Source organism: Pseudomonas sp. T8, from assembly GCF_024610635.1.
GTDB lineage: Bacteria > Pseudomonadota > Gammaproteobacteria > Pseudomonadales > Pseudomonadaceae > Aquipseudomonas > Aquipseudomonas chlororaphis_I.
On record NZ_CP102374.1, the window covers coordinates 1,210,307 to 1,231,120 of the forward strand.

Genomic DNA, 20,814 nt, shown 5'->3' on the forward strand with positions numbered 1-20,814 from the left:
GGCAGGCGCGACCGAACTCTTGTCATGCAAAGTTCATCTGCGCGACAACAACCGGAAACGAGAAAGCCGGCAATGGCTTGAGCCATTGCCGGCGGTTACACGAACCCTGCCGATGGCGGGGTATCAGGCCGGACGACCAATGCCGTTGCAGACGTTGGTGTTGCCGACGCGCAGGGCGCTGGTGGTGTTATAGAAAGTGTTGTGTACAGCGGCCTGCCAGGTAGGCGACAGCGGGATGAAGGAGTGGCCCGACACCGTATTGTTGTTAGCGCCGGTGTAGTGGGCATTGAGGAAGTTACGGATGCGCAGGTTATCGCCGGCATCCTTGTAGCACTGGCTGAAGACCAGGTTGGTGTAACCAACGATTGGATAGCCGGTGCTTGGGTTAGGGAAGGTCGGTACCCAGTCCAGCGGATTGGTGACGTCCTTGCCGCTGAGCGGGTCGGTCGGTGGACGTTCGGTATCCAGAGTGATCTGCACATTGACTTCGGTCGGCAGGAAACCGTTGACGGTTGCCACCTTGGCCGCATTGTTGAACTCGGCAAAGTCAGGGCTGACATAACCGATGGCGCCATTGGTGTTGGCCACGGTGGAAGCGATCGCGCCGCTACCGGAAACACCGGCGTAGGTGGAGCCGGCTGGAGCGTTGGTGGCCGGATTGAAGCCTACGGCAGTGGCGAAGCTGTTGCTGGCGGCAGGTACCGACGCAGGTTTCACAGCTTTCAGATGGGTAGTGAAGATTTCGGTGGTACCGCTGCCGTCGGTGCGATAGACGACCGTGATAGGCAGGCTTGGACCGGCAACTCCGTCGAAGTCGATTTCATTCCAGTTTTGGATCTTGCCCGAGAAGATATCAGCCAGTTGAGTGCTGGTAAGTTTCAGCGAAGTCTTGCCAGCGACGTTGTAAGGCACGGTCACCGAAGTGGCTTCGGCCGGGATCTGAATCAAAGGACCGAAAGTGGCACGGCCCTTGTCGGTGCTGGCATTGTAGGCGTTACGCTCAGCCAAACTAACAATCGAGTCGCTACCGGCATAGTCGACGTTGATGCCAGCAGCAAGGTTGAACTTGGTGGAGTCGTTGTTGAAGAAGGCCTGCTTGCCTGCACCGCTGCCCACACCAATGTAAGCATTGAAGCCTGGAACCGACGAAGCCAGGATACCGGTACCGGCAGTGGTGCCGTACAGGTTCTGTGGCAGAGTGGCACCGCCACCCACAACAGCCGCCATCGATTGGGCCGAAGCCAGAGCCGCTACGGCCAGGGAAGCTGCGATCATAGTGCGCTTAAACATGAAGAATCTCCTTTCGTCGTGTGTATACGGAGGTCAATGGTTCTTGCATGACGCCATGGCGCTCAGATCCTCTGCCCTGCTCTGAGAGCGTTGTGCGGGGTGAGGCCATGGGTAAGAAGTTCGCAGCTTCCGGTGACAGATAAAGGAAAAAACCTCGGGAGAAAGCGCTTGATTTTCAAAAACTTTCTCGGGTGTTCGGGGCAGGTCTCACGGGGCTTCGGACGAAGGTGACAGCGAGGTTTCCGGGCCCTTTTGCGAGATGCCTTTGCAAGCCGCGCAAGCCGTGCTTTACAAAAGCCGGGAAGGTTTTGCATGACAGAACGGCGAACCCGAGTTCACATAAAAAAGCACTCGGGAGCGCGCGTAATGTCGAAAATAATCAGGACTGATGAATCACAGGGGCCGACCGATTCCGTTGCACACATCCGGGTTGCCGACACGCAACGTACTGCTGGCGTTATAGAAGGTGCTATGAACCCCGGACAGCCACATCGCTGGCAGCGGGATAAATGAATGGCTGGTAACCGCCGAGTTATTCTGGCCAGAGTAATGACTGTTGATAAAGGCACGAATGCGGATCGTGTCTGCCGGGTCCTTGTAGCACTGGCTAAAAATCATGTTTGTATAGCCAATGATGGGATAGCCATTGGATGGGTTGGGGAAGGTAGGCACCCAGTCCAGAGGGTTGGCTGGATCCTTGCCGCTGGATGGGTGGGTAGGTGGCAACTCGGTGTCTAGGGTGAGCTGTACGATGGCGCCGGCCGGCAGGAAGCCGTTGACCGAAGCTACCACTGCGGCGTTGTCGAAATCCGTAAAGTCGGGGCTGATGTAACCGATGGCGCCATCGGTGTTGGCCACGGTGGAGGCGACCGCCTCGCTACCGGACACGCCGATGTAGGTGGAACCCACTGGTGCATTGGTTACAGGGTTGAAGCCGACAGCAGTAGCGAAGTTGATACTGTTACCGGGTACCGAAGCAGGTTTCACAGCTCTCAGGTGAGTGGTGAGGATCTGAGTGGTACCACTGCCGTCGGTACGATAGATGACCTTGACTGGTAGATCAGGGCCTCTCACATCGCCAAAGAGCACCTGCTTCCAGTTCTGGATCTTGCCCGAGAAGATATCGGCCAGTTGAGCGCTGGAGAGGTTCAACGCAGTCTTGCCAGAAACATGGTAAGGAATAGCCACAGTAGTGGCCGCTACCGGAATCTGTATCAATGGCCCGAAGCTGGCACGGCCGACGGTGGCGCTGGAGTTATAGGCGTCACGTTCGGCGAGGCTCACGATCGAATCGCTGCCAGCGTAATCAATGGCAGTACCGGCCGCCAACCGTAGTTTCGTCGCATCGTTGCTAAAAAAAGCAGCTTTACCCTCTCCACTGCTCCTCCCGATGTAGGGTTGGAACCCCGGGTAGGAAGCAGTAAGAATTCCGTCCCCTATGGCCGTGCCATAAAGTTTCATCGGCAGGCTGGAGCCCCCTCCAACCACCGCGGCCATGGCCTGAGCGGCCCCCAGGGCCATACCGCACGACACCGCCATCAATCCGTACTTGAACATCATAAGAACCCCCTTTAGCGTTTTGGCCTGGTCAGGCCAGGACTGTTTTAAGGGCTGCACAGCTGCCAACCCGCTCAGCAAGGTCGCAGCTACAGATGACAAGAATGGGAAAAAAACTCGGGTGTCGCCCTTGGCTCAGGCCACCGAGACAAGTTCCGTAAATGGGGTTGCCTATTGCACCAGTTGGTTGATCTCGATGATCGGCAGCAGCACCGCCATGACGATCACCAGCACCACTCCGCCCATGACCACGATCATCAGTGGTTCGAGCAAGGCGGTCATGCCCATGGCGCGGCGTTCGATGTCGCGGGACAGGGTTTGCGCGGCGCGTTCGAGCATGGGTGGCAGGGCGCCGGTTTTTTCGCCGCTGGCGATCAGGTGGATCAGCACCGGCGGGAAGACTTTTTCCACCCGCAGCGCGGCGGCCAGGTTGACGCCTTCGCGGACCTTGGCGGTGGCGTCGCTGACGCTCTGGCTCAGGCGATCGTTGGACAGGGTCTGGCGCGCCGCTTCGAGGGCGCGCAGCAGCGGCACCCCGGCTCCGCCGAGGATCGCCAGGGTCGAGGCGAAACGCGCGGTGTTCAGGCCCAGGACGAAGCGCCCGATCAGCGGCAGGCGCAGCACCCGGCTGTGCCAGTTCAAGCGGGCCTGGGGGTTACGCAGGTACAGGCGCCAGCTCCAGAAGCCACCGGCCAGCACGCCGAAACACAGCCAGCCCCAGGCGCGAATGAAGTCGCTGGCGTTGAGCATCGCCAGGGTCAGCCCCGGCAGGTCCTGGCGCGCCTGGGAGAAGGCGCTGACCACCTGGGGCACCACGTAGCTGAGCAGGAAGATCACGATGCCCACCGAGACCAGCCCCACCACCCCGGGGTAGATAAAGGCGGTGAGGATCTTGCCGCGCAGGGTGTTGCGTTCCTCGATGTAGTCGGCCAGGCGCTCCATGACCTGGGCCAGGTCGCCGGACTCTTCGCCGGCGGCGATCAGCGCCCGGTAGATGTCCGGGAAATCCCGTGGCCGCGCCGCCAGGGCTTCGGCCAGGCGCATGCCGCTGCGCACGTCGGCGCGCACTGCGCTGAGGGTGTGGGCGATGTGCTTGCGTTCGGCCTGCTCCACCGTGGCGCTGAGCGCCGCTTCCAAGGGCAGGCTGGCGCCCAGCAGGCTGGCCAGCTGGCGGGTGGCCCAGGCCAGGTCGTTGTCCGACAGCTTGGCGCTGAACAGGCCACCGCCACCGGCCTTGGGCGTGTTGCTCTCGACCTGCACCATCAGGGCCGTCAGACCACGGCTGCGCAGCACGCCGAAAGCGGCGCTCTGGCTGTCGGCTTCCAGGTGCCCGGACTCGATCTTGCCGAGGGCGTCGGCGGCTTCGTAGCGATAACGGTTCATCAGGCGTCCCGGGTTACGCGAAGGATTTCTTCAGGGGCGGTGGCGCCGCTGCGCACCCAGCGCTCGCCGTCCTCGCGCATGCTGAACATCCCGGCGCGGCGCGCGGCGGCGCGCAGCGCCTGTTCGTCGGCGCCCTGGTGGATCAGGCTGCGAATGTCGTCGTCGATGCAGAACAGCTCGTGGATGCCGGTGCGCCCGCTGTAGCCGACCTGATTGCAGGCCGGGCAGCCCACCGGGCGCCAGGTGCCGGGGGCGGTCGGGTCTTCTTCCTTGCAGTGCGGGCACAGGCGCCGCACCAGGCGCTGGGCCAGCACCCCGAGCATCGACGAGGCCAGCAGGAACGGCTCGACGCCCATGTCGATCAGGCGGTTGACCGCCGACACCGCGTCGTTGGTGTGCAGGGTCGCCAGCACCAGGTGGCCGGTGAGCGAAGCCTGCACGGCGATCTGCGCGGTTTCCAGGTCGCGGATCTCACCGATCATGATGATGTCCGGGTCCTGGCGCAGGATCGCGCGCAGGGCCAGGGCGAAGGTCATGTCGATCTTGGCGTTGACCTGGATCTGGCTGATGCCCGGCAGGTCGTACTCCACCGGGTCCTCGACGGTGAGGATGTTGCTGGTGCTGGCGTCCAGCCGCGCCAGGGCGGCGTAGAGGCTGGTGGTCTTGCCGCTGCCGGTGGGGCCGGTGACCAGCACGATGCCGTGGGGCTGGCGGATCAGGTTATCGAGTTTGCCCAGCACCTGCGGGTCCATCCCTAAGGTTTCCAGTTGCAGGCGCCCGGCTTGTTTATCCAGCAGACGCATCACCACCCGTTCGCCATGCCCAGTGGGCACCGTGGACACGCGGATATCGATGGGCCGCCCGGCCACGCGCAAGGCGATGCGGCCGTCCTGGGGCAGGCGTTTTTCGGCGATGTCGAGCTGGGCCATGATCTTGATCCGCGACACCAACGCGCCGTGCAGGGCCTTGCGCGGCGAGACCACGTCACGCAGCGTGCCGTCGACCCGGTAGCGCACCACCGAATGGCTTTCATAAGGCTCGATATGGATATCGCTGGCCTCGTCCCGCGCGGCCTGGGTCAGCAAGGCGTTGATCATGCGGATCACCGGCGCGCCGTCTTGGGTGTCGAGCAGGTCGGTGATTTCCGGGATGTCCTGCATCAGGCGGTCGAGGTCGACTTCGTTCTCGGCGGCACCGACCACCGCGGCGGCGCTGCCGGTGTCGGAATAGGCGCTGGCCAGCAGGCCGTCGAGTTCTTCGTCGCGCACCCGCTCCAGGCGCGCCGGGCCGAACTGGCGGCGTGCTTCGCTGATCGACCAGCCGGGGGTCGAGGGGCAGACCAGGAGTACGGCGCCCTCCTCGCTGTGACGCAGGAGGATGCGTTGGGATTTGGCCCAGGCATAAGGGAGTTGTGGGTTCATGGGAGTGCCTCCGGGCCTTGGCCTTGGCCGTGTACATATCCGTTGCTGCGGTAACGGCGGCTTAGGGTTCCGCCCTTACGGCGGGTCACTTTGGAAAAGCCCCAAAGTAACCAAAGGGCTCTTGCCCCCAGCGTCCGGTCCTCGCTAAGGCTCGGATTCCCTCGCTCCGGTCCTGCTCCGTGGGCCGCCGCCACAGGCCATCCATGGCCTGGGGCGGCTAACTCGGCATCCCTGCCGAGTTGCCCACTGCGCAGAACCTCCACTCGGCCTCCCGACGGGGCAAGAAAATCAAAAACAACGCGAGGCGGCCTACCGGCCGGCCTGGATTTGGCGGTGATCCCTGTAACTGCTGCAGGCCATCCACGGCCTGGGGCGGCTAACTCGGCATCCTTGTCGAGTTGCCCACTGCGCAGAACCTCCACTCGGCCTCCCGACGGGGCAAGAAAATCAAAAGCAACGCGAGACGACCTGCCGGTCGGCCTGGACTTGAACGTTATCCCTGTAGCCGCTGCCGCAGGCTGCGATCGGCTGCGAAGCAGACGCAGAACCATCCGCCTCGATCGGCCTGATACACCGAGCCGTCTGATTTGGCGGCCGCTGCGCGCCCGATCGCAGCCTCGCTGCGCTCGGCAGCGGCTACACGCAGAGGCCTGAGCGGCTACAAGAGGCGCGTAAAACGCGCTTGGCTTTCGCTTTTGATCTTGATCTTGCCCTTGATCTACCCGCCCCTTTCCCAGAGGCCGAACGCAGGCGTTGCGTAGGGGGTAGCGCGGCAGGGATGCCGCGCTAGCCGCCCCAGGCCATGGATGGCCTGTGGCGGCGGGCCCCCGGAGCAATGCCGGAGTGAGGGCATGCCGAGCCTTAGCGAGGCACCGAATGGAGGGGCGAAGCGCTTTGGTTACTTTGGCGCTCTTCCAAAGTGACCCGCCGTAAGGGCGGAACCCTAAGCCGCCGTGACCGCAGCAACGGATATGTACCCCATCACCCAGCGCACCAGACGCCGGGCGTGTAAACGCAACATGCGAACTCATTGCACCGGCACCGCCCTGATCCTCGCCCTCGGCACCTGCCCGGAGCCCGCCCCCGACACTGGCGACGACACCGGCACAACACCCGGCCCACCCGGCACCCCCTGCTCCGCCGTCGGCAGTTGCGGCGCCTGCATGTCCGGCATGGCCCAGCTGCGGTCCGGCTGCAGGCCGCCCTGGGCGCGGCGCATGAAGTCGTAGCGGTTGAGGGTGATGCTGCGCCCCGCGGCGCTGTCGCGAATGATGTAGGGGCGCAGGAACACCATCAGGTTGGTCTTGTTGGTCGAGCGGCTTTCGTTGCGAAACAGCGCGCCGATCCCGGGGAGGGTCGACAGCCACGGCACCGCGTTGTTGCTCTGGCTGTAGCCGTCCTGCAGCAGGCCGCCGAGGACCATGATCTGGCCGTCGTCGAGCAGGATGCTGGTGTCGATCGCGCGTTTGTTGGTCACGGTGCCGGCCTGCACCGAGGCGCGCTGGTCGACGCTGCTGACCTCCTGATAGATGTCGAGCTTGACCGTGCCGCCCTCGGAAATCTGTGGCCGCACATTCAGCTTCAGGCCGACTTCTTCGCGCTGCACGGTCTGGAACGGGTTGTTGCTGTTGCCGCCCCCGCCGGTGACGTAGCTGCCGGTGACGAAGGGAATGGTCTGGCCGACGAAGATGCTCGCCGCTTCGTTGTCCAGGGTCAGCAGGTTCGGGGTCGACAGCACGTTGTTCCCGCCCTTGCTCTTCAGGGCCCGGGCCAGCACCTTGAGGTCGAGGATCTTGCCGATCCCGGGGATGTCCACGGTGCCGTTGACCAGGCCGACGTTGAGGCCCTGGGGCAGCACGTCGACACTGGTCTTGCCATTGAGGTTGAAGCCACTGCCGCCCAGGTTGGCGCCGCCGATGATGCCGCTGCCACCGAGATTGCCGGTCTGCCACTGCACGCCGAATTCGGCGGCGTCGTCTTCGTTGACCTCGACGATCAGGCTTTCGATCACCACCTGGGCGCGGCGCTGGTCGAGCATGTCGATGACTTCCCGCAGGTTGCGGTACAGCGGTTCCGGCGCGGAAATCAGCAAGGTGTTGGTGGTGGCATCGGCCTGGATGGTCACGCCGCCGGCACTGAAGGCGGTGTTCTGGTCGGACGCCTGGGTGCCGCCCTGGCTACTGCTGGAACTGCCGCCCTGGGCATAACCGCTGCCGGAGCTGCCGCCGCTGAGGCTGGAGCTGCCACTGGTGGAGCTGGTACTGCCGCTCTGGCCGCTGCTGGAACTGCCGCCCTGGCTCATGCCACCCATGCTGCCGAGCATGGCCCGCGCGTTATCGCCGGTGCCGCTGTCGCTCTCGCCGGTGAGCAGGCCGCGCAGGGCCTGGGCCAGCTTGCCGGCCTGGGCGTTGCGCAGGTACACCACGTGCAGGTTGCTCGGGTTGCTCTGGGCGTTGTCCAGCTTGTAGATCAGGTTGCGCGCCAGCTCGGTGCGCTCGGGGCTGCCGGTGCGGATGATGATCGAGTTGGAACGCGGGTCGCCGACCACGCTGACTTTCTGGGTCGGGTCGGCGCCCTGGGTTTCCAGCAGTTCGGAGACCATGCCGGCGATGTCCACGGCGATGCCGTTCTGCACCGGCACCACGTCGGTGTCCAGGGCGCTGGGGATGTCGATGCCTTCGATGATCTGCGCCACCCGGGTGAGGTTCTCGGCGTAGTCGGTGATGACGATGCTGTTGTTGCCCGGGTAGGCGTTGATCGGGTTGTTCGGCGACACGATCGGGCGCAGCACCGGGATCAGGTTCACCGCGTTTTCGTACTGCAGGCGGAAGGTGCGGGTCAGCATGCCATTGGCCGACGGCTTGCCGGCGTTGTAGATCGGCCCGCCGAGCAGCTTGGCGTCGGCTTCCGGCACCACCTGGGCCACGCCGCCGACGTCCACCACGCTGAAGCCCTGCATGCGCAGGGCCGCCAGCAGCATGTCGTAGGCCTGGTGGGCCGGCACTTCGCCTTCGCTGACCAGGGTCAGGTTGCCCTTGACCCGCGGGTCCACCAGGAACTGCTGGCCGGTGGAGCGCGCCAGGGCCCGGACCACGGCCTGGATATCGACGTCGACGAAATTCAGGCGCACCGGCTGGTCGCCCAGGGGATTGCGCACCACCGTGCCGCTGGCGGCGGGAGCACCGGGGGCGCGTCCCGCACGGCTGATCGGATGCTGGTATTTGGGACGCTGGGTCTGTTGCGCCTGGGCCCTCTCCCGCTCGGCCACCACGTCGCCGCCACTGCGATTGGTCTCGCCCAGGGGCCGCCCCAGTTCGCTGTCCACCAGCAACGGTGGCTGTGGCTCCTTGTTGTTACTGCACGCCGCCAGCGCCAGGGCCAGCGGCCCCAGCAGGAGCAAGGGCAGCGCCTTGCGCGATTGGCGGGCGTAAAAAGAACCTGACCACTTCATGAAGCTTCCTTAGCGCCAAGCGCCTGATCCATGCGAACGGTTCCGGACAGTTTGCCCGCCGTGCCATCGATGTCGGCCGGCCCCGCGCGTTGCAGGCGAGCCTCCACCACTTCCAGGGAAAACTGCCGGGGATTGCCCAGCAGCCAACCGACCACGGCATCCGCCGGGGCCTCTTGAAAACTCAAGTGCCAGGCCTGGGACTCGCCCTCGCCCGCCAGCTGCAACTGGTACAGCCCCTGCAGGCCGGCGGCGTCCAGGGTCTGGCGCAAGGACTGCTCCAGGCTCTGCCCTGCTTCGCCGCCACGGGGCCCGCCGGCCTGGTGCAGCACCAGCTCCAGGGCTTCGGACTGGGAGCGCAGCTTGGGGATCTCGGCCTGCCAGTAATCGATCTTTTTCAGCGCCGGTTCGATCAGCACCAGCCACACCAGCAGGCCGCCCAGCACCGCCGCCGCGCCGGCCAGCAGGCGTTTCTCGCGCAGGGCCAGGCCGTTCCAGTACAGCTGTGCCTGGGCGGCCTGACGCTGCCAGCGCTGGCGGTAATGGCTGAGGCTCAGCTTATTCATCCTCGTCTTCCTCGCTGTCGTCGGCTTCCATCGGCACCGCGCCGGTCGCCGCACCGCTGGCCGCGCGCAGGGTCCAGCCCTGGTCGCCAGAACTGGCTTCGAGCCCGGCCTGGGTCAGCAGGCCCTGCCAGCCGCTGTCGGGTGCGGGGACGCGGGTGTCGCTGAGCAGGCTCAGCTGCAACTCGCCGTTTTCATAGATCAGTTGCTCGACTCCGCCAATCACGAAAGGCATGGCGTTGCCGGCCTGCTGCACCAGGCTGTTGAAGCTTTGCGGGGCGTCGCCGCTGGCCCCGCTCTGGCGCGCCGCCAGTTGCTGACGCGCCTGTTGCAGGGGGTTGAGGATCACCGGCAATTCCGGGAACACCTGCTGCACCCGTTGGCTCATCTGCGCCTTGAGCTGCTGGCCCTGGGCCGCCTGACGCGCGGCGTACAGGTTCAGGCCCAGGGTCCAGACCACCAGCGCCGCCGCACACAGTGCCGCGGCACGGCCCCAGCCCTGTTGGCGAGCGCTGTTGTTCTGCACCCCACCATGCAGGCCCCAGGCGGGTGCCTGGCCGGTCCAGCGACAGCTGTCCGGCAGTTGCTCCAGCGCCCCTTGCGGGGCCGCCTCGCCCACCCATTGCAACCCGGCGCCATTGGCCAGCAACGCCTGCAAGGCGTCTTCCGGCAGCGGTTGCACGCTGCCCTGCTGCGGGCTGTGGCGCAGCAACAGGTGCTGGTCCTGCAGGCAGGCGGTCAACTGGCCCGCCGCCGGCACCGGCAAGGCATAGGGCGCCGGGTACAGGCCGCGCAGTTTCAGGCCGGCCTGCTCCAGCACCTGGCCCAGCCGCGCCAGCGCTTCGCGTGGCAACCAGCTGATGTGCACCTGGCCGTCGCAGTCGCGCGGGCTGTGGGCCACGTACAGGCTGTCGCTGTGGCCGAGAATCAGCGCCTGGGCGGCGCAGGCCACCGCCGCGCTGACCTTGGCCGGCGCCAGGGCCGGCAGCTCGATGCTCGCCAGCAGGCTGTCCTCGGGGTGCAGGAAACACTCCACGGCCGGCGCCTTGGGCACCTGCCCCAACTGCATCAGGCTGGCTTCGCCGGCTTCCTGGACCTGGCCTTCTTTAGCCTGGAGCCGGGCAAAGCTCACCCGGCTCTCGGCCGTCAGTGTGTGCAAGGGCGGCAGGCTGACGCGCAAGCGGCTCATACGCCCACCCGCGACCAGATCACCCGCGGCATGTTGTCTTCGCTGCGGTGCAGCAAGGCCAGCAGCTTGACCCGGCGCCGCTCGCCGCGGGCCTGGCCTTGCAGGCGGAACCACTCGCTGGTGATGCCGACCCGCACCGCGTCCGCCGGTACCTGCGGCATGCGCAGGCGGTTGATAAAGTCGCCCTGATTGATGAACCACTGGCCGCTGTCGCGTTCGGCGATCAGCGCCTTGGCCCGTGGCAGCGCAAGCCCCGGCACGGTCGCGGCGAGCACCTCGGCGCTGGCGGTATTGCCGTTGACCCAGGTATTGGCCGGCAGGATGGTGACAAAGGGTTCCAGGCGCGCCAGCAGCTTTTCATCGACGCCGTTCACCCCCAGCAGGTCGTCGAGGCTGCGCAGCATCGGCTGCTTGGCCAGCAGCGGCTTGCGCGCGGCCTCCGGCGAAGTGTCGCGACCGCTGTGGAAACCGCTATTGACCGGCGACGCCGTGCCTTCCGGGCTCAACAGTCGTGGGTAGGACGCGATCACCCGCTGGCTGATGCGCTGGCCCAGGGTCGCGTTGACCCCCAGCAGCTCGCACAGGCGCTGGAAGTTCTCTATCTGCAACGGGTCGAGGCGATCGTTGGCCAACAGGTTGCGCAGGTTGAACTTGCTCTGCTCGTCCTCCAGCCGGCCCTCGAACGGCCCGGCGCCCGGGCCCAGGGCCGCGAGCTGGATCGGCCGCGCCCAGTTCTGGTCGAGGCGGGTCAGCACGTCGCGCTGGCGGTCTTCCCACAGGCGCTGGCGGCTGACTTCCATGCCGCCCTGCAGCTGCCAGCTACCCTGGACTCGCAACTGCTCGCTTTCCAGCCCGCGGGTGAACAGGGTCTGGCGGGTCAGCATGCCGCCGGCGATCACCGCCACCACGGCGGCGATCAACAAGGCGCTGATAATGGCCATGCCACGCTGTTTCGCCGCTGTCGGCGAACGGGCTGTCATGGCGGCGCTTACAACTGCCAGGAGCCGATATCGGCATTCACGCCGTCACCGTCTGGCTGGCCGTCGGCCCCCAGGGAGAACACATCCACTTCGCCGTTGGCCCCCGGGTTCAGGTAATGGTAAGGACGGCCCCAGGGGTCGTTGGGCAGGCGTTCCAGGTAGGAGCGCCAGTTGCTGTTCTTGGCATCCGCCGGGCGCTCCACCAGCACTTTCAGGCCCTGGTTCATGCTCGGGTAGGTGCCGTGGTCGAGGCGATAGAGCTTGAGGGCCTGCATCAACCCGCCGATGTCCTGCTTGGCCGCGGTGGCCCGGGCCTGGTCCGGACGGTCGAGCACCTTGGGCACCACCATCGCGGCCAGGATCCCGAGAATGACCACCACCACCATGATCTCGATCAGGGTGAAACCGCCCTGGCCGCGCGGGCGACGGGGCTGGCGGCGGGGCTGAAGATGAGGCTGGGGGTGTGACGTGAAGCGCACGACATCCATCTCGACGTTCCTTGGCTTGATTTCGATTCGTCGGGCAGTGTTACAAGAAAATATGTCAGTGATATTGACGTTGCTCGGGAGTGACCGTAGCCAATCGGTCAAATTTGCCGGTTAGGCTGCAAGCCTTCCTTTGCGCCACGAGACGTCCATGCCGCGGCCACGCCAGCCACTCCCCCAACGACCCGCCAGACGGCCAGCCACCCGACAACGGGGTTTCACCCTGATCGAGGTGCTGGTGGCGCTGGCGATCATCGCCGTGGCCATGTCGGCGGCGATCCGCGTGGCCGGGTTGATGACCCAGAGCAACGGTTTGCTGCGGGATAGATCCATCGCCCTGCTGGCGGCCCAGTCGCGCCTGGCGGAACTGCGCCTGGAAGGCCGCCTGCCGCCGGGGACCAAGAACATCGAGTGCGACCAGGGCCGGCTCAAGCTGCGCTGCGAGCAGAACATCGCCCCCAGCCCCGATCCGCGGCTGTCCCGGGTCAGCGTGCTGGTTCTCGACCGCAGCCGCGAGGCCCCGCCCCTGGCGCGCCTGGACACCCTGGTCGCGCGGGCGCCGAAGAACCCCAATCGTTAAGGATTAACCCTGTAGGAGCAGCCGGTCGACGCTCGATTGCTCGCGATGGACCTGAGAGCGCCGCGTTCATCCAATCCACACGCGTTATCGTTAACGTCCATCGCGAGCAAGCTCGCTCCTACAAGGGCCCCGCTACTATCAGGAATCTGTTTAACCAGGCACTTTTCGACAGGGTCGTCACTGGCGGATCAGCACCGGCAACGCCGGGCTCTCCGGCAACTTGCTGACATCCAGCCGCGAGCGCTCGCCGCCGCGTTCGATCACCACCCCGTCGCCCTCGATGGCCACCAGTTGCACGCCCTGGGCCAGGCGCTCGCCCACCAGGAAGCTGCGCGGCGGCGCGTCGTTGAGGCTGAGAATCGCCACCGCGCCGCGAGGGCTGGCCATCAGCCCGGTGACCTTGATGTCCAGCGCCAGCGGCTGGTTGGAAAACCACTGCTGCGCCGGGCTCTGGGCCTGGGCGGCCAGGGCTTGCGGCGGCGCCTGCGGGGTGCGCGACTCGGCGGGGGTCAGCAGCAGCGACGACCAGGTCGCCACCCCGGCCACGATCGCCAGCAGGGCCAGGGACTGCACCAGCTGCGGCGGGGAAAATCGATGGACGAATGCCATGGCAAGGACCTCCTGTTTGTCCGTCTTCGCAGCCTAGCGCGCAATGGTCACGTTTTTATTTCACATTCACCCGGCAGGATGAAAAGCGACGCACAGGAGGCGTGCCCCATGACCCCATCCCGACAACAGGGCTTCACCCTGATCGAGCTGATGGTGGTGCTGGTGATCATCGGGATCGCCAGCGCCGCCATCAGCCTGAGCATCCGCCCCGACCCGCTGCAGGGCCTGCGCAAGGACGCCGAGCGCCTGGCGCAGTTGCTCCAGGTGGCCCAGGCCGAGGCGCGCGTGGATGGTCGGCCCATCAGCTGGCGGGCGGATGCCAAGGGTTTCGCCTTCAGCCGGCCCAGCGACGACGGCCGCGGCCTCGACCAGTTCAAGGACGACCCGCAGCTGCGCCCGCGGCCCTGGGAAAGCCCGTCGATCAAAGTGCGCATCGAGCCCGGCCCGCGGCTGGTGCTCAACGCCGAATGGATCGACGCGCCGCTGCAGGTGCAACTGTCCGACGGCCAGCACAGCCTGACGGTGCAACGCACCGCCACCGGCGTGGTACGGGTGGTGGCGCTGCCATGAGGGCCCGGATCAACCAGCGGCAAGGCGGCTTTACCCTGATCGAGGTGATGGTGGCGATCCTGCTAATGGCCGTGGTCAGCGTGATCGCCTGGCGCGGGCTGGACAGCGTCAGCCGGGCCGACAGCCATTTGCAGGCCAGCAGCGAGCAGACCGAGGAGCTGCTGCGCACCCTGCACCAGCTGGAACGGGACGTGGCGCTACGGGCCAGCGTGGAATTGATGGAGCCGGTGCCGGCGGGAAGCGACGCCGAAGCCAGCGATGTGCCGGCGGCCCTGAGCGTGCGCAGCGCCGACAGCGGCACCTTCCGCCTGGATGTGATCCGCAGCGCGGCGACGCCCGGCGAGGGCCTGCAACGGGTGCGCTGGTGGCTCAAAGGCGACACCCTGTACCGCGCAGCGGCGCCGGCCCGCGACCGTTACCCGCTGCCCGCGCCGAAAAACGCCGTGGCGGTGCTGGAGCATGTCAGCGACTTGCAGCTGCGGGTCTGGGATCGGGACAAGGGCTGGCGCCAGCTCAGCGGCAACCGCAAGGAAAACCCACCGGGCCTGGAAATCCGCCTGGTGCGGCAAACACCCCAAGGCGAAGAACGTTATCGCCAGGTGCTGGGGCCGTTGGAGTGATTGCCGCATCAGGCTGGATGCCGTTGTAGCCGCTGCGGAGCGTAGCGAGGCTGCGATCGAGGACAAAGTCCTCGCAAAACCTGAGCACGCGATTTTCAAGGAAGAACAGGTTGTCCGGTTTACGGCCGCTGCGCAGCCGATCGCAGCCTCGCTACGCTCCGCAGCGGCTACAACGGCTACAGCGGCAACGCAGTTAATGCAGCGGCTACAGGTCGACGGCGATTCTGTAGGAGCGAGGCTTGCCCGCGATCCAGGCAACGCGGTTGGCCGGAACGGACGCTATCGCGAGCCAGCGTCGCGCCTACCGGTTTTGTGCTTCAGCTCAACAACACCACGCCACCCGGCAACTCAGTGCATTTGGCGCCGTAGGCGTCGCGGATCAGCAGGGCCACGCCGGCCAGCTGGTTGAGGTTGAAACGCGCCTGCACCTTGCGCTTGCCCAACTCGGCGTTGAGCAGCACCAGCATGCCCGGGCGGTAGCGGTTGATCTCGTCGATCACGGTGTTGAGGGTGGCGTTGTCGAACACCAGCACCTGCTCACGCCAGGCGATCACCGCCGTCGGGTCCACGGCCGTCGGCTCGCCGACCTGGCGGCTGTCGTAGGTCAGCTGGCGACCGCTGTCCAGGCGGATCAGCCGGCCCGCGACCTCGACCTGCAGCGCGCCATCGATGCAGGTCACGCAGACGCTGTGATTGATATTGCGCACGTTGAAGCGCGCCTGTGATGCGCTCAGCCAGCCGTTGCCGGCCTGGACCCGCACCGGTAGCGCGCCCTGGCTCGACACCTCGACCTCGCCTTCGAGCAGTTCGATGCCCTGCCCGCCTTGCGCCAGCTCGCGCCGGCTGATGCGGGTCTGGGTGTTGAGTTCCAGGCTCAGCCCGTCTTCCAGCTCGACCCGGCGCTGCTCGCCGACCTCGGTGCGGTAGTCGGCGCTCAGCCCGGCAAAACCGCCCGGCACCGAGACCCGCACCGCCACCAGCGCCACCGAGGCCGCCAGCGCCCCACCGAGAAAGGCCCGGCGCCCGAAGCGCCGCGACTGGGTCTGCTGCTGGCATTGTTCGGCGGCCGGCTTGAGGCTGTGCCACAGCAACTTGGCCTGCTCGAAGGCCTCGGCATGCTGCGGGCTCTGTGCGCACCACTGCTGCAAGGCCCGGGCATCGGCCGCGGTGGCCCGCCCCGAGGTCAGCAGGAGCAGCCAGTCCTGGGCCTCGTTGCGCAGCCGGTGGTCCGGTGTCGCCCGAGAAGTGGAGATGCTAAAGATGTTCAAGCGTGCGGGTACTCACGGATTAATCGGGGCCTTTAGTGACTAGGACGGTTTTCCGGCGCCGGGACCGAACCGCTGAATCACTTTTCTTTCAAGGCGCGAGGCGCAATGGCCCAGGGCCGCCTTGATTTCCTTCTCGACCATCCGTGTCGAAATGCCGAAGCGCTGGGAGATTTCCAGGTGCGGCGCCTCTTCCAGGCGCGCGGCGATAAAGATCTTGCGCCGGCGCGCCGGCAGTTCGTAGAGCGCCTTGAGCAGCGACTGGATTTCCTTCTGCCCGCCCACCACCCGCGACGGGTCCAGGGCTTCGTCGCTGATCTGCAACAGCTCCTCGACCTCGCTGCCGGTGAGCAGCCGGGCATCGGCCTGGCGGCGGTCGGCGGCGATGTTCAGGGCCATGCGATAGAGGTAGGCATTGGGCTGGGCCAGGTTCGGCGGCTCTTCCATGCGGTCGACCCGCAGGTAGGTTTCGTGCAGCACATCGTTGGCCAGGTCTTCCGAGCCCAGGCGCCGGCGCAGACGCACCTTGAAGTCGTCGTAGGAGGTCAGGAACAGCCTGACCATCGCACTGTGCCCGGTATTCTTCATCCCCCGGAGGCTCCTTGGCGTTGTCTGCAATCCATGCGTTTTCCTGCGCTGTCGGGTATCAGGAGCAAGGTCACCGGCTGGCGCAGCGAACTCGGTGCGGGCCGTTCGACCCAGGTTTCGCTCAGGCTCTGCACCAGCGCCTCGTCGCGCCGCAGATCGCCGGTAGTGGTGACCAGGCGGCTGTGCTCGATATGCCCGCCACGGTCGATCCATAGTTGCAGCACCGCCCGATAGCGACCCGGCCGGGTCAGTTCCGAACGGCACAGGCCGGCCTCCACCGCGCGTTGCAGGGCACTGGCGAAACTGTCGCTGGCCCAGGTCCCGGCGTTGCCGCCCGCGCCCTTGGGGGCAGGCGCATCGCTGAGCTGGGCGACTTGCAGGGTAAAGGCATCGGAACGGGCGTAACGGGCCATCAAACCACTTCCTGTCAGCAGGCGACTCAGGGCATCCCGGGCGCTGTAGCGCCCCTGGACCCGTACCGAGCGGCGCCCTCGGGTCAGCTCGCGATCCACCAGCACCGCCATCCCGGTCGAGCGGCTGAACAGTTCCAGCGCTTCGGCCAGGTCTTGCGCGGCGATGTTCAGGTCCAGCAGCCGGTGCGAATCCACCATCGGCGGCGCAGATGGCGCCGCCCACAACCCGCCGCAGGCCGCCAGCGCCAACAGCAGCGCAAGCCCCCTGCGCGCGAACCTCGCGTGAAAGAAAGACCGATACCCGACCTTTGCTCGGCGTCGCTGCACGGCTGACCTGTCCCTGAAAACCGTCATCCTGAGGCCAGTTTATGAATCTGGTGTTACGGCACCCGCAAAAAAACCATCACTTTTTCGCCACCCGCCTTGCTCTACACTCAAGGACCGCAACGGCCCCTCCCGGGCCCGCCAGGAGGCCCCCGATGAAACAGCTTTGCACCCTTGTCGCCAGCCTGATGCTCGGCACCCTGCCGCTGGCCGGCCACGCCGCTACGCCGGTCGAGGCGCCCGCCGCGGCGCCTGGCAAAGCGCCCACAGAGGGTTGCATCGACGTCAGCGTGGGGGGCTACAAGGCCCCGGACTACGGCTGCCTGAGCAAGCAGATGGGCAACAACCCCGACGGCGCCAAGGCCGAGCAGAAGAACCAGGAAGCCATGCAGGTGCCGATCCACAAGCGCCCGCCAAACCAGATGGGCCTGTCCACCCCGGCGGCCACCAGCACGCGGATGGGCAATACCTTTGGTACTTCGGTAAAGCCGCAGCGGCCTTAGGTTTTTGCACTGGCCGTTCGGGCCCTATCGCGGGCAAGCCTCGCTCCTACACGGATCGCGTGAGCTTCTGTAAGAGCGAAGCTTGCTCGCGATAGACGGCGCAGCCGTCGTTGCTGCGGTTACACCCCCGCCCACTGCCGCGCCACCATCTCCAGCTCCGCTCTTGCCCGTTCCAGGGCTTGCTCGCGGGCTTCGGGGTTGGCGAATTGCAGCGGCTGGGCATCGACGAACACTGGGTTCTCCACGCCGATAAAGGCAAAGGCGGCTTTCAGCGCCGGGGTCAGCGCGTCCATCCAGGCCATGGGATTGCCCGGGCGCAGGTCGGCGCCACGGCTGGTGAGGAACAGCACCTTCTGCCGGGTCAGCTGGCCGACGATGCCGTCCGGGGTATTGAGGTAGGTCAGCTCGGTGCGGGTGATGCTGTCGATAAAAGCCTTGAAGGTCGAAGGCATCGACCAGTTGTACATCGGCATGGCGAACAGACAGGCATCTGCGTCCATCACCCGCTGGCACAAGGCATCCGAGGCCGCCAGGGTCTGGCGCATCTGCGGCGTGCGGGCATTGAGAGCGGTGTAGGTGGCGATGGCGAAGGCCTCGCTGACGTGGGGCGGCGTATCCACCGTCAGGTCCAGGTAGTCGATCTTAAGGTCGACGCCCTGGCCTTGCAGCCGCTCGATGAAGTAGCGGCCCAGGGCCCGGGAGTTGGAGCGTTCGCCTTTGGAGCTGGCATCGACGTGCAGCAGTTTCATTGAGCATTACCTTGCTGGGATGGAAAGAGATCTGGGTTAAACGCTGGGCTGTTGGCGGAACGCCACGGCGAGGCGGTTCCAGCAGTTGATGGCGGCCACCGCGACGGTCAGGTCGACCAGCTCGCGCTCGCTGAATTCGCCGCGCACGGCCTGGAACAATTCATCCGGCACCGCAGGGTCGGCCAACAGGGTCACCGACTCGCTCCAGGCCAGGGCCGAGCGTTCCCGCGGGCTGAACAACCCCGAGTCGCGCCATACGCTCAGGGCGTACAGGCGCCGCTCGCTCTCGCCGTTCTGGCGCGCCTGCACCGCGTGCATGTCGGTGCAGAACGCGCAGTGGTTGAGTTGCGAGACGCGGATCTTGATCAGCTCCAGCAGCGGCTTCTCGATGGACAGGCCGAAGGTTTCTGCCTCGAGCATCAACAGGCCCTTGAGGGCTTCCGGCGAGGCGCTGTAGTAGTCCAGGCGGGGTTCCATCGGGGTCACCGTAAGCGTGCGTTTGTGTTCTTCCTAGCCTAAGGGCCGTGCTGGGCTGTCCCTATAGCCAATCCGCGGGTTTATCGGCAGTCCACCGGACCTGTGTCGGACTTGATCCCGCCGAAGCCCTGCGGGCTTATCGCAGCCTGCGGCAGCGGCTACACCGCCCGGTCCGAAGGCAGCGTCGCACCCCGTAGCCGCTGCCGAAGACTGCGATCGCGTACGCAGTACGCGCCAGGATCTCAGGCCAATCCCGATACCAGGCCCGCTACACCAAACCCCGCCGGGCGGGTAATCTGGCGGGCACTGATCGTTTTGGAATGTCATCGATGGAACTGCATGTCGTCATCAACGGGCGCAAGGACCTGGCCGACCAGCTGTATCGGCAACTGCGCGACGCCATCGAATCCGGGCGACTGGCGGCGGGCGCCCAGTTGCCGCCGAGCCGCCTGCTGGCCGAGCAACTGGGAATCTCGCGCAAGACGGTGTCGGACACCTACAGCCTGCTGACCTACGAGAACTTCCTGATCGGCAGGATCGGCCGCGGCACCTTCGTCAATGCCCGGCCGGTGAAAGCCGAAGCCAAGCAGAGCGCCGCCGACCTGGCCTGCGCGCAGAGCCTGGAAAAATGGCGCGAGCTGCCCTCGCCCCTGCGCCATCCGACCCTGGAAGGCACCTCGCGCTACGAGTTCATCGGCGGCGCCACCAGCCGCAATCAGTTCCCCCAGGAAGAATGGCGGCGCTGCACCCAGGACGCTTTGCGGCGGATCGCCCAGAGCGGCGGTTTCTACAGCCAGCCGGAAGGCCTGCCGGCGCTGCGCAGCGCGATTGCCGGGCATGTGTCGTTCTCCCGCGGCGTGGTTTGCAGCGACGCCGACATCGTGGTCTGCAACGGCGCGCAACAGGCCCTGGACCTGATCGCCCGGGTGGTGCTGGAACCCGGCAGCCTGGTGGCCATGGAAGACCCCGGCTACACCCCGGCGCGCCTGCTGTTCAGCGCCCAGGGCGCGACGGTGATCGGCGTGCCGGTGGATGATGAAGGCATCCAGGTCGAGCGGATTCCCGACGGCGTGCGGCTGATCTACGTCACCCCGTCCCACCAGTTCCCGCTGGGCATGCCCATGAGCCAGGCCCGCCGCGAGGCCCTGCTGGAGCGGGCGCGGCAGCTGGGGGCGATTGTCATCGAGGACGATTACGACAGCGAGTTCCGCTACGAGGGGCGGCCCACCGACTCCCTGCAAAGCCTGGATAAACGTGGCGTGGTGGCCTATGTCGGGACCTTCTCCAAGACCATGCTGCCGCAGCTGCGCCTGGGCTACGCGGTACTGCCGCCGGCAATTCTCGGCGCGGTGATCAAGGCCAAGCGCCTCACCGACTGCCACACCTCGACCCTGCCGCAATGGGCGCTGGCCAAGTTCATCGCCGAGGGTTACCTGCTCAAGCACATCCGCCGCTGCCACACGGTGTACGCCGGGCGCCGCGAGCGCATCCTGCGGCGCCTGAACGGCGACCTCTCGCCCTGGCTGCAGGCGGTGCCGTCCACCGCCGGCTTCCACATGGCGGCACTGTGCAAGGTGCCGGTGAACATCCCGCTGCTGCTGGAGCTGGCGAAGAAGGTCGAGGTCGGGCTCTACCCGCTGCACGGCTTCTATGATCAGGAGCCGGCCAGGGACGGGCTGTTTATCGGCTTTGGCGCCATCGAGACCCTGGACATCGACCCGGCCCTGGACAAGGTCCGTGACATCCTGCAACAGATTGCCTGATTGGCCCCGGGCTTTTCCCGGGGATTGGTTATTTTCG

The 20,814-nt window shown here is 66.0% G+C and carries 20 protein-coding genes; 5 read left to right on the top strand and 15 right to left on the bottom strand.

All coding sequences use genetic code 11. The features are described 5' to 3' along the window. Positions 1 to 123 precede the first annotated feature (123 nt). The 9 genes from NRG23_RS05135 to gspG form a co-directional block, all read right to left on the bottom strand. Entirely contained in the window at positions 124 to 1,290 is a 1,167-nt protein-coding gene (locus NRG23_RS05135) for a substrate-binding domain-containing protein (RefSeq protein WP_257373887.1), read from the bottom strand. A gap of 393 nt (positions 1,291 to 1,683) precedes the next feature. Continuing rightward, entirely contained in the window at positions 1,684 to 2,850 is a 1,167-nt protein-coding gene (locus tag NRG23_RS05140; RefSeq protein WP_257373888.1) for a substrate-binding domain-containing protein, read from the bottom strand. Between the two features lie 168 nt (positions 2,851 to 3,018). Further along, a complete protein-coding gene (gene gspF, locus NRG23_RS05145) occupies positions 3,019 to 4,230 on the bottom strand; it encodes a type II secretion system inner membrane protein GspF (RefSeq protein ID WP_038579400.1) in 1,212 nt (403 codons plus the stop codon). Then, positions 4,230 to 5,651 (bottom strand): type II secretion system ATPase GspE, encoded by a 1,422-nt coding sequence (gspE, locus tag NRG23_RS05150; protein ID WP_009048770.1) that lies wholly within the window; start codon positions 5,649 to 5,651, stop codon positions 4,230 to 4,232. Before gspE ends, gspF begins: the two co-directional genes overlap by 1 nt. A 1,027-nt stretch (positions 5,652 to 6,678) precedes the next feature. Further along, the gene (gene gspD / locus NRG23_RS05155; RefSeq protein ID WP_257373889.1) at positions 6,679 to 9,102 is read right to left on the bottom strand and encodes a type II secretion system secretin GspD; all 2,424 of its coding nucleotides are present in this window, start codon (positions 9,100 to 9,102) and stop codon (positions 6,679 to 6,681) included. Continuing rightward, on the bottom strand, positions 9,099 to 9,665 hold the full coding sequence (gene gspM / locus NRG23_RS05160; protein WP_124308463.1) for a type II secretion system protein GspM: 567 nt from the start codon (positions 9,663 to 9,665) through the stop codon (positions 9,099 to 9,101). The genes gspD and gspM overlap by 4 nt, the downstream gene beginning before the upstream one ends. After that, positions 9,658 to 10,851 carry a type II secretion system protein GspL gene (gspL, locus tag NRG23_RS05165; RefSeq protein ID WP_257373890.1) on the bottom strand — a complete coding sequence of 398 codons (1,194 nt, stop codon included), beginning with the start codon at positions 10,849 to 10,851 and terminating at the stop codon, positions 9,658 to 9,660. Before gspL ends, gspM begins: the two co-directional genes overlap by 8 nt. Beyond that, complete coding sequence (gene gspK, locus NRG23_RS05170; protein ID WP_028682251.1) at positions 10,848 to 11,831, bottom strand: type II secretion system minor pseudopilin GspK; 984 nt, start codon at positions 11,829 to 11,831, stop codon at positions 10,848 to 10,850. The genes gspL and gspK overlap by 4 nt, the downstream gene beginning before the upstream one ends. Positions 11,832 to 11,839: 8 nt before the next feature. Beyond that, the gene (gene gspG, locus NRG23_RS05175) at positions 11,840 to 12,319 is read right to left on the bottom strand and encodes a type II secretion system major pseudopilin GspG (protein WP_009048764.1); all 480 of its coding nucleotides are present in this window, start codon (positions 12,317 to 12,319) and stop codon (positions 11,840 to 11,842) included. Between the two features lie 148 nt (positions 12,320 to 12,467). Between gspG and gspI the strand changes: the two genes are divergently transcribed. Further along, positions 12,468 to 12,896: a type II secretion system minor pseudopilin GspI gene (gene gspI / locus NRG23_RS05180; RefSeq protein WP_037005849.1), complete on the top strand. Its 429-nt coding sequence runs from the start codon at positions 12,468 to 12,470 to the stop codon at positions 12,894 to 12,896. 177 nt (positions 12,897 to 13,073) lie between these two features. Here the strand turns inward: gspI and NRG23_RS05185 are convergent, their stop codons facing one another. After that, positions 13,074 to 13,505: a type II secretion system protein N gene (locus NRG23_RS05185; RefSeq protein ID WP_038579416.1), complete on the bottom strand. Its 432-nt coding sequence runs from the start codon at positions 13,503 to 13,505 to the stop codon at positions 13,074 to 13,076. A 108-nt stretch (positions 13,506 to 13,613) separates the two neighbouring features. On the opposite strand from NRG23_RS05185, the gene gspH reads away from it, so the two are divergent. Both gspH and NRG23_RS05195 read left to right on the top strand, forming a co-directional pair. After that, complete coding sequence (gene gspH / locus NRG23_RS05190) at positions 13,614 to 14,075, top strand: type II secretion system minor pseudopilin GspH (RefSeq protein WP_038579419.1); 462 nt, start codon at positions 13,614 to 13,616, stop codon at positions 14,073 to 14,075. Next, positions 14,072 to 14,695 (top strand): type II secretion system protein J, encoded by a 624-nt coding sequence (locus NRG23_RS05195; RefSeq protein ID WP_257373891.1) that lies wholly within the window; start codon positions 14,072 to 14,074, stop codon positions 14,693 to 14,695. Before gspH ends, NRG23_RS05195 begins: the two co-directional genes overlap by 4 nt. A gap of 317 nt (positions 14,696 to 15,012) precedes the next feature. Here NRG23_RS05195 and NRG23_RS05200 read toward each other — a convergent pair whose 3' ends face one another. Genes NRG23_RS05200 through NRG23_RS05210 form a run of 3 tightly spaced genes read right to left on the bottom strand, consistent with a single transcriptional unit; the run spans position 15,013 to position 17,159 of the window. Further along, a complete protein-coding gene (locus NRG23_RS05200) occupies positions 15,013 to 15,963 on the bottom strand; it encodes a FecR domain-containing protein (protein WP_257373892.1) in 951 nt (316 codons plus the stop codon). A 39-nt stretch (positions 15,964 to 16,002) separates the two neighbouring features. Continuing rightward, on the bottom strand, positions 16,003 to 16,548 hold the full coding sequence (locus tag NRG23_RS05205) for an RNA polymerase sigma factor (RefSeq protein WP_009048758.1): 546 nt from the start codon (positions 16,546 to 16,548) through the stop codon (positions 16,003 to 16,005). Next, positions 16,545 to 17,159, bottom strand: coding sequence for an STN domain-containing protein (locus tag NRG23_RS05210; protein ID WP_081001232.1), 615 nt, complete (start codon positions 17,157 to 17,159; stop codon positions 16,545 to 16,547). Before NRG23_RS05210 ends, NRG23_RS05205 begins: the two co-directional genes overlap by 4 nt. A 281-nt stretch (positions 17,160 to 17,440) precedes the next feature. Between NRG23_RS05210 and NRG23_RS05215 the strand changes: the two genes are divergently transcribed. Then, entirely contained in the window at positions 17,441 to 17,788 is a 348-nt protein-coding gene (locus NRG23_RS05215) for a hypothetical protein (RefSeq protein WP_038632110.1), read from the top strand. A gap of 119 nt (positions 17,789 to 17,907) precedes the next feature. Here the strand turns inward: NRG23_RS05215 and NRG23_RS05220 are convergent, their stop codons facing one another. Further along, complete coding sequence (locus tag NRG23_RS05220) at positions 17,908 to 18,537, bottom strand: FMN-dependent NADH-azoreductase (protein ID WP_038632108.1); 630 nt, start codon at positions 18,535 to 18,537, stop codon at positions 17,908 to 17,910. 36 nt (positions 18,538 to 18,573) lie between these two features. Then, positions 18,574 to 19,014, bottom strand: coding sequence for a carboxymuconolactone decarboxylase family protein (locus NRG23_RS05225; protein WP_038632106.1), 441 nt, complete (start codon positions 19,012 to 19,014; stop codon positions 18,574 to 18,576). 329 nt (positions 19,015 to 19,343) lie between these two features. Here NRG23_RS05225 and NRG23_RS05230 point away from each other — a divergent pair, with 329 nt between their 5' ends. Beyond that, positions 19,344 to 20,777: a PLP-dependent aminotransferase family protein gene (locus tag NRG23_RS05230; RefSeq protein ID WP_009048753.1), complete on the top strand. Its 1,434-nt coding sequence runs from the start codon at positions 19,344 to 19,346 to the stop codon at positions 20,775 to 20,777. Positions 20,778 to 20,814: the final 37 nt, after the last annotated feature.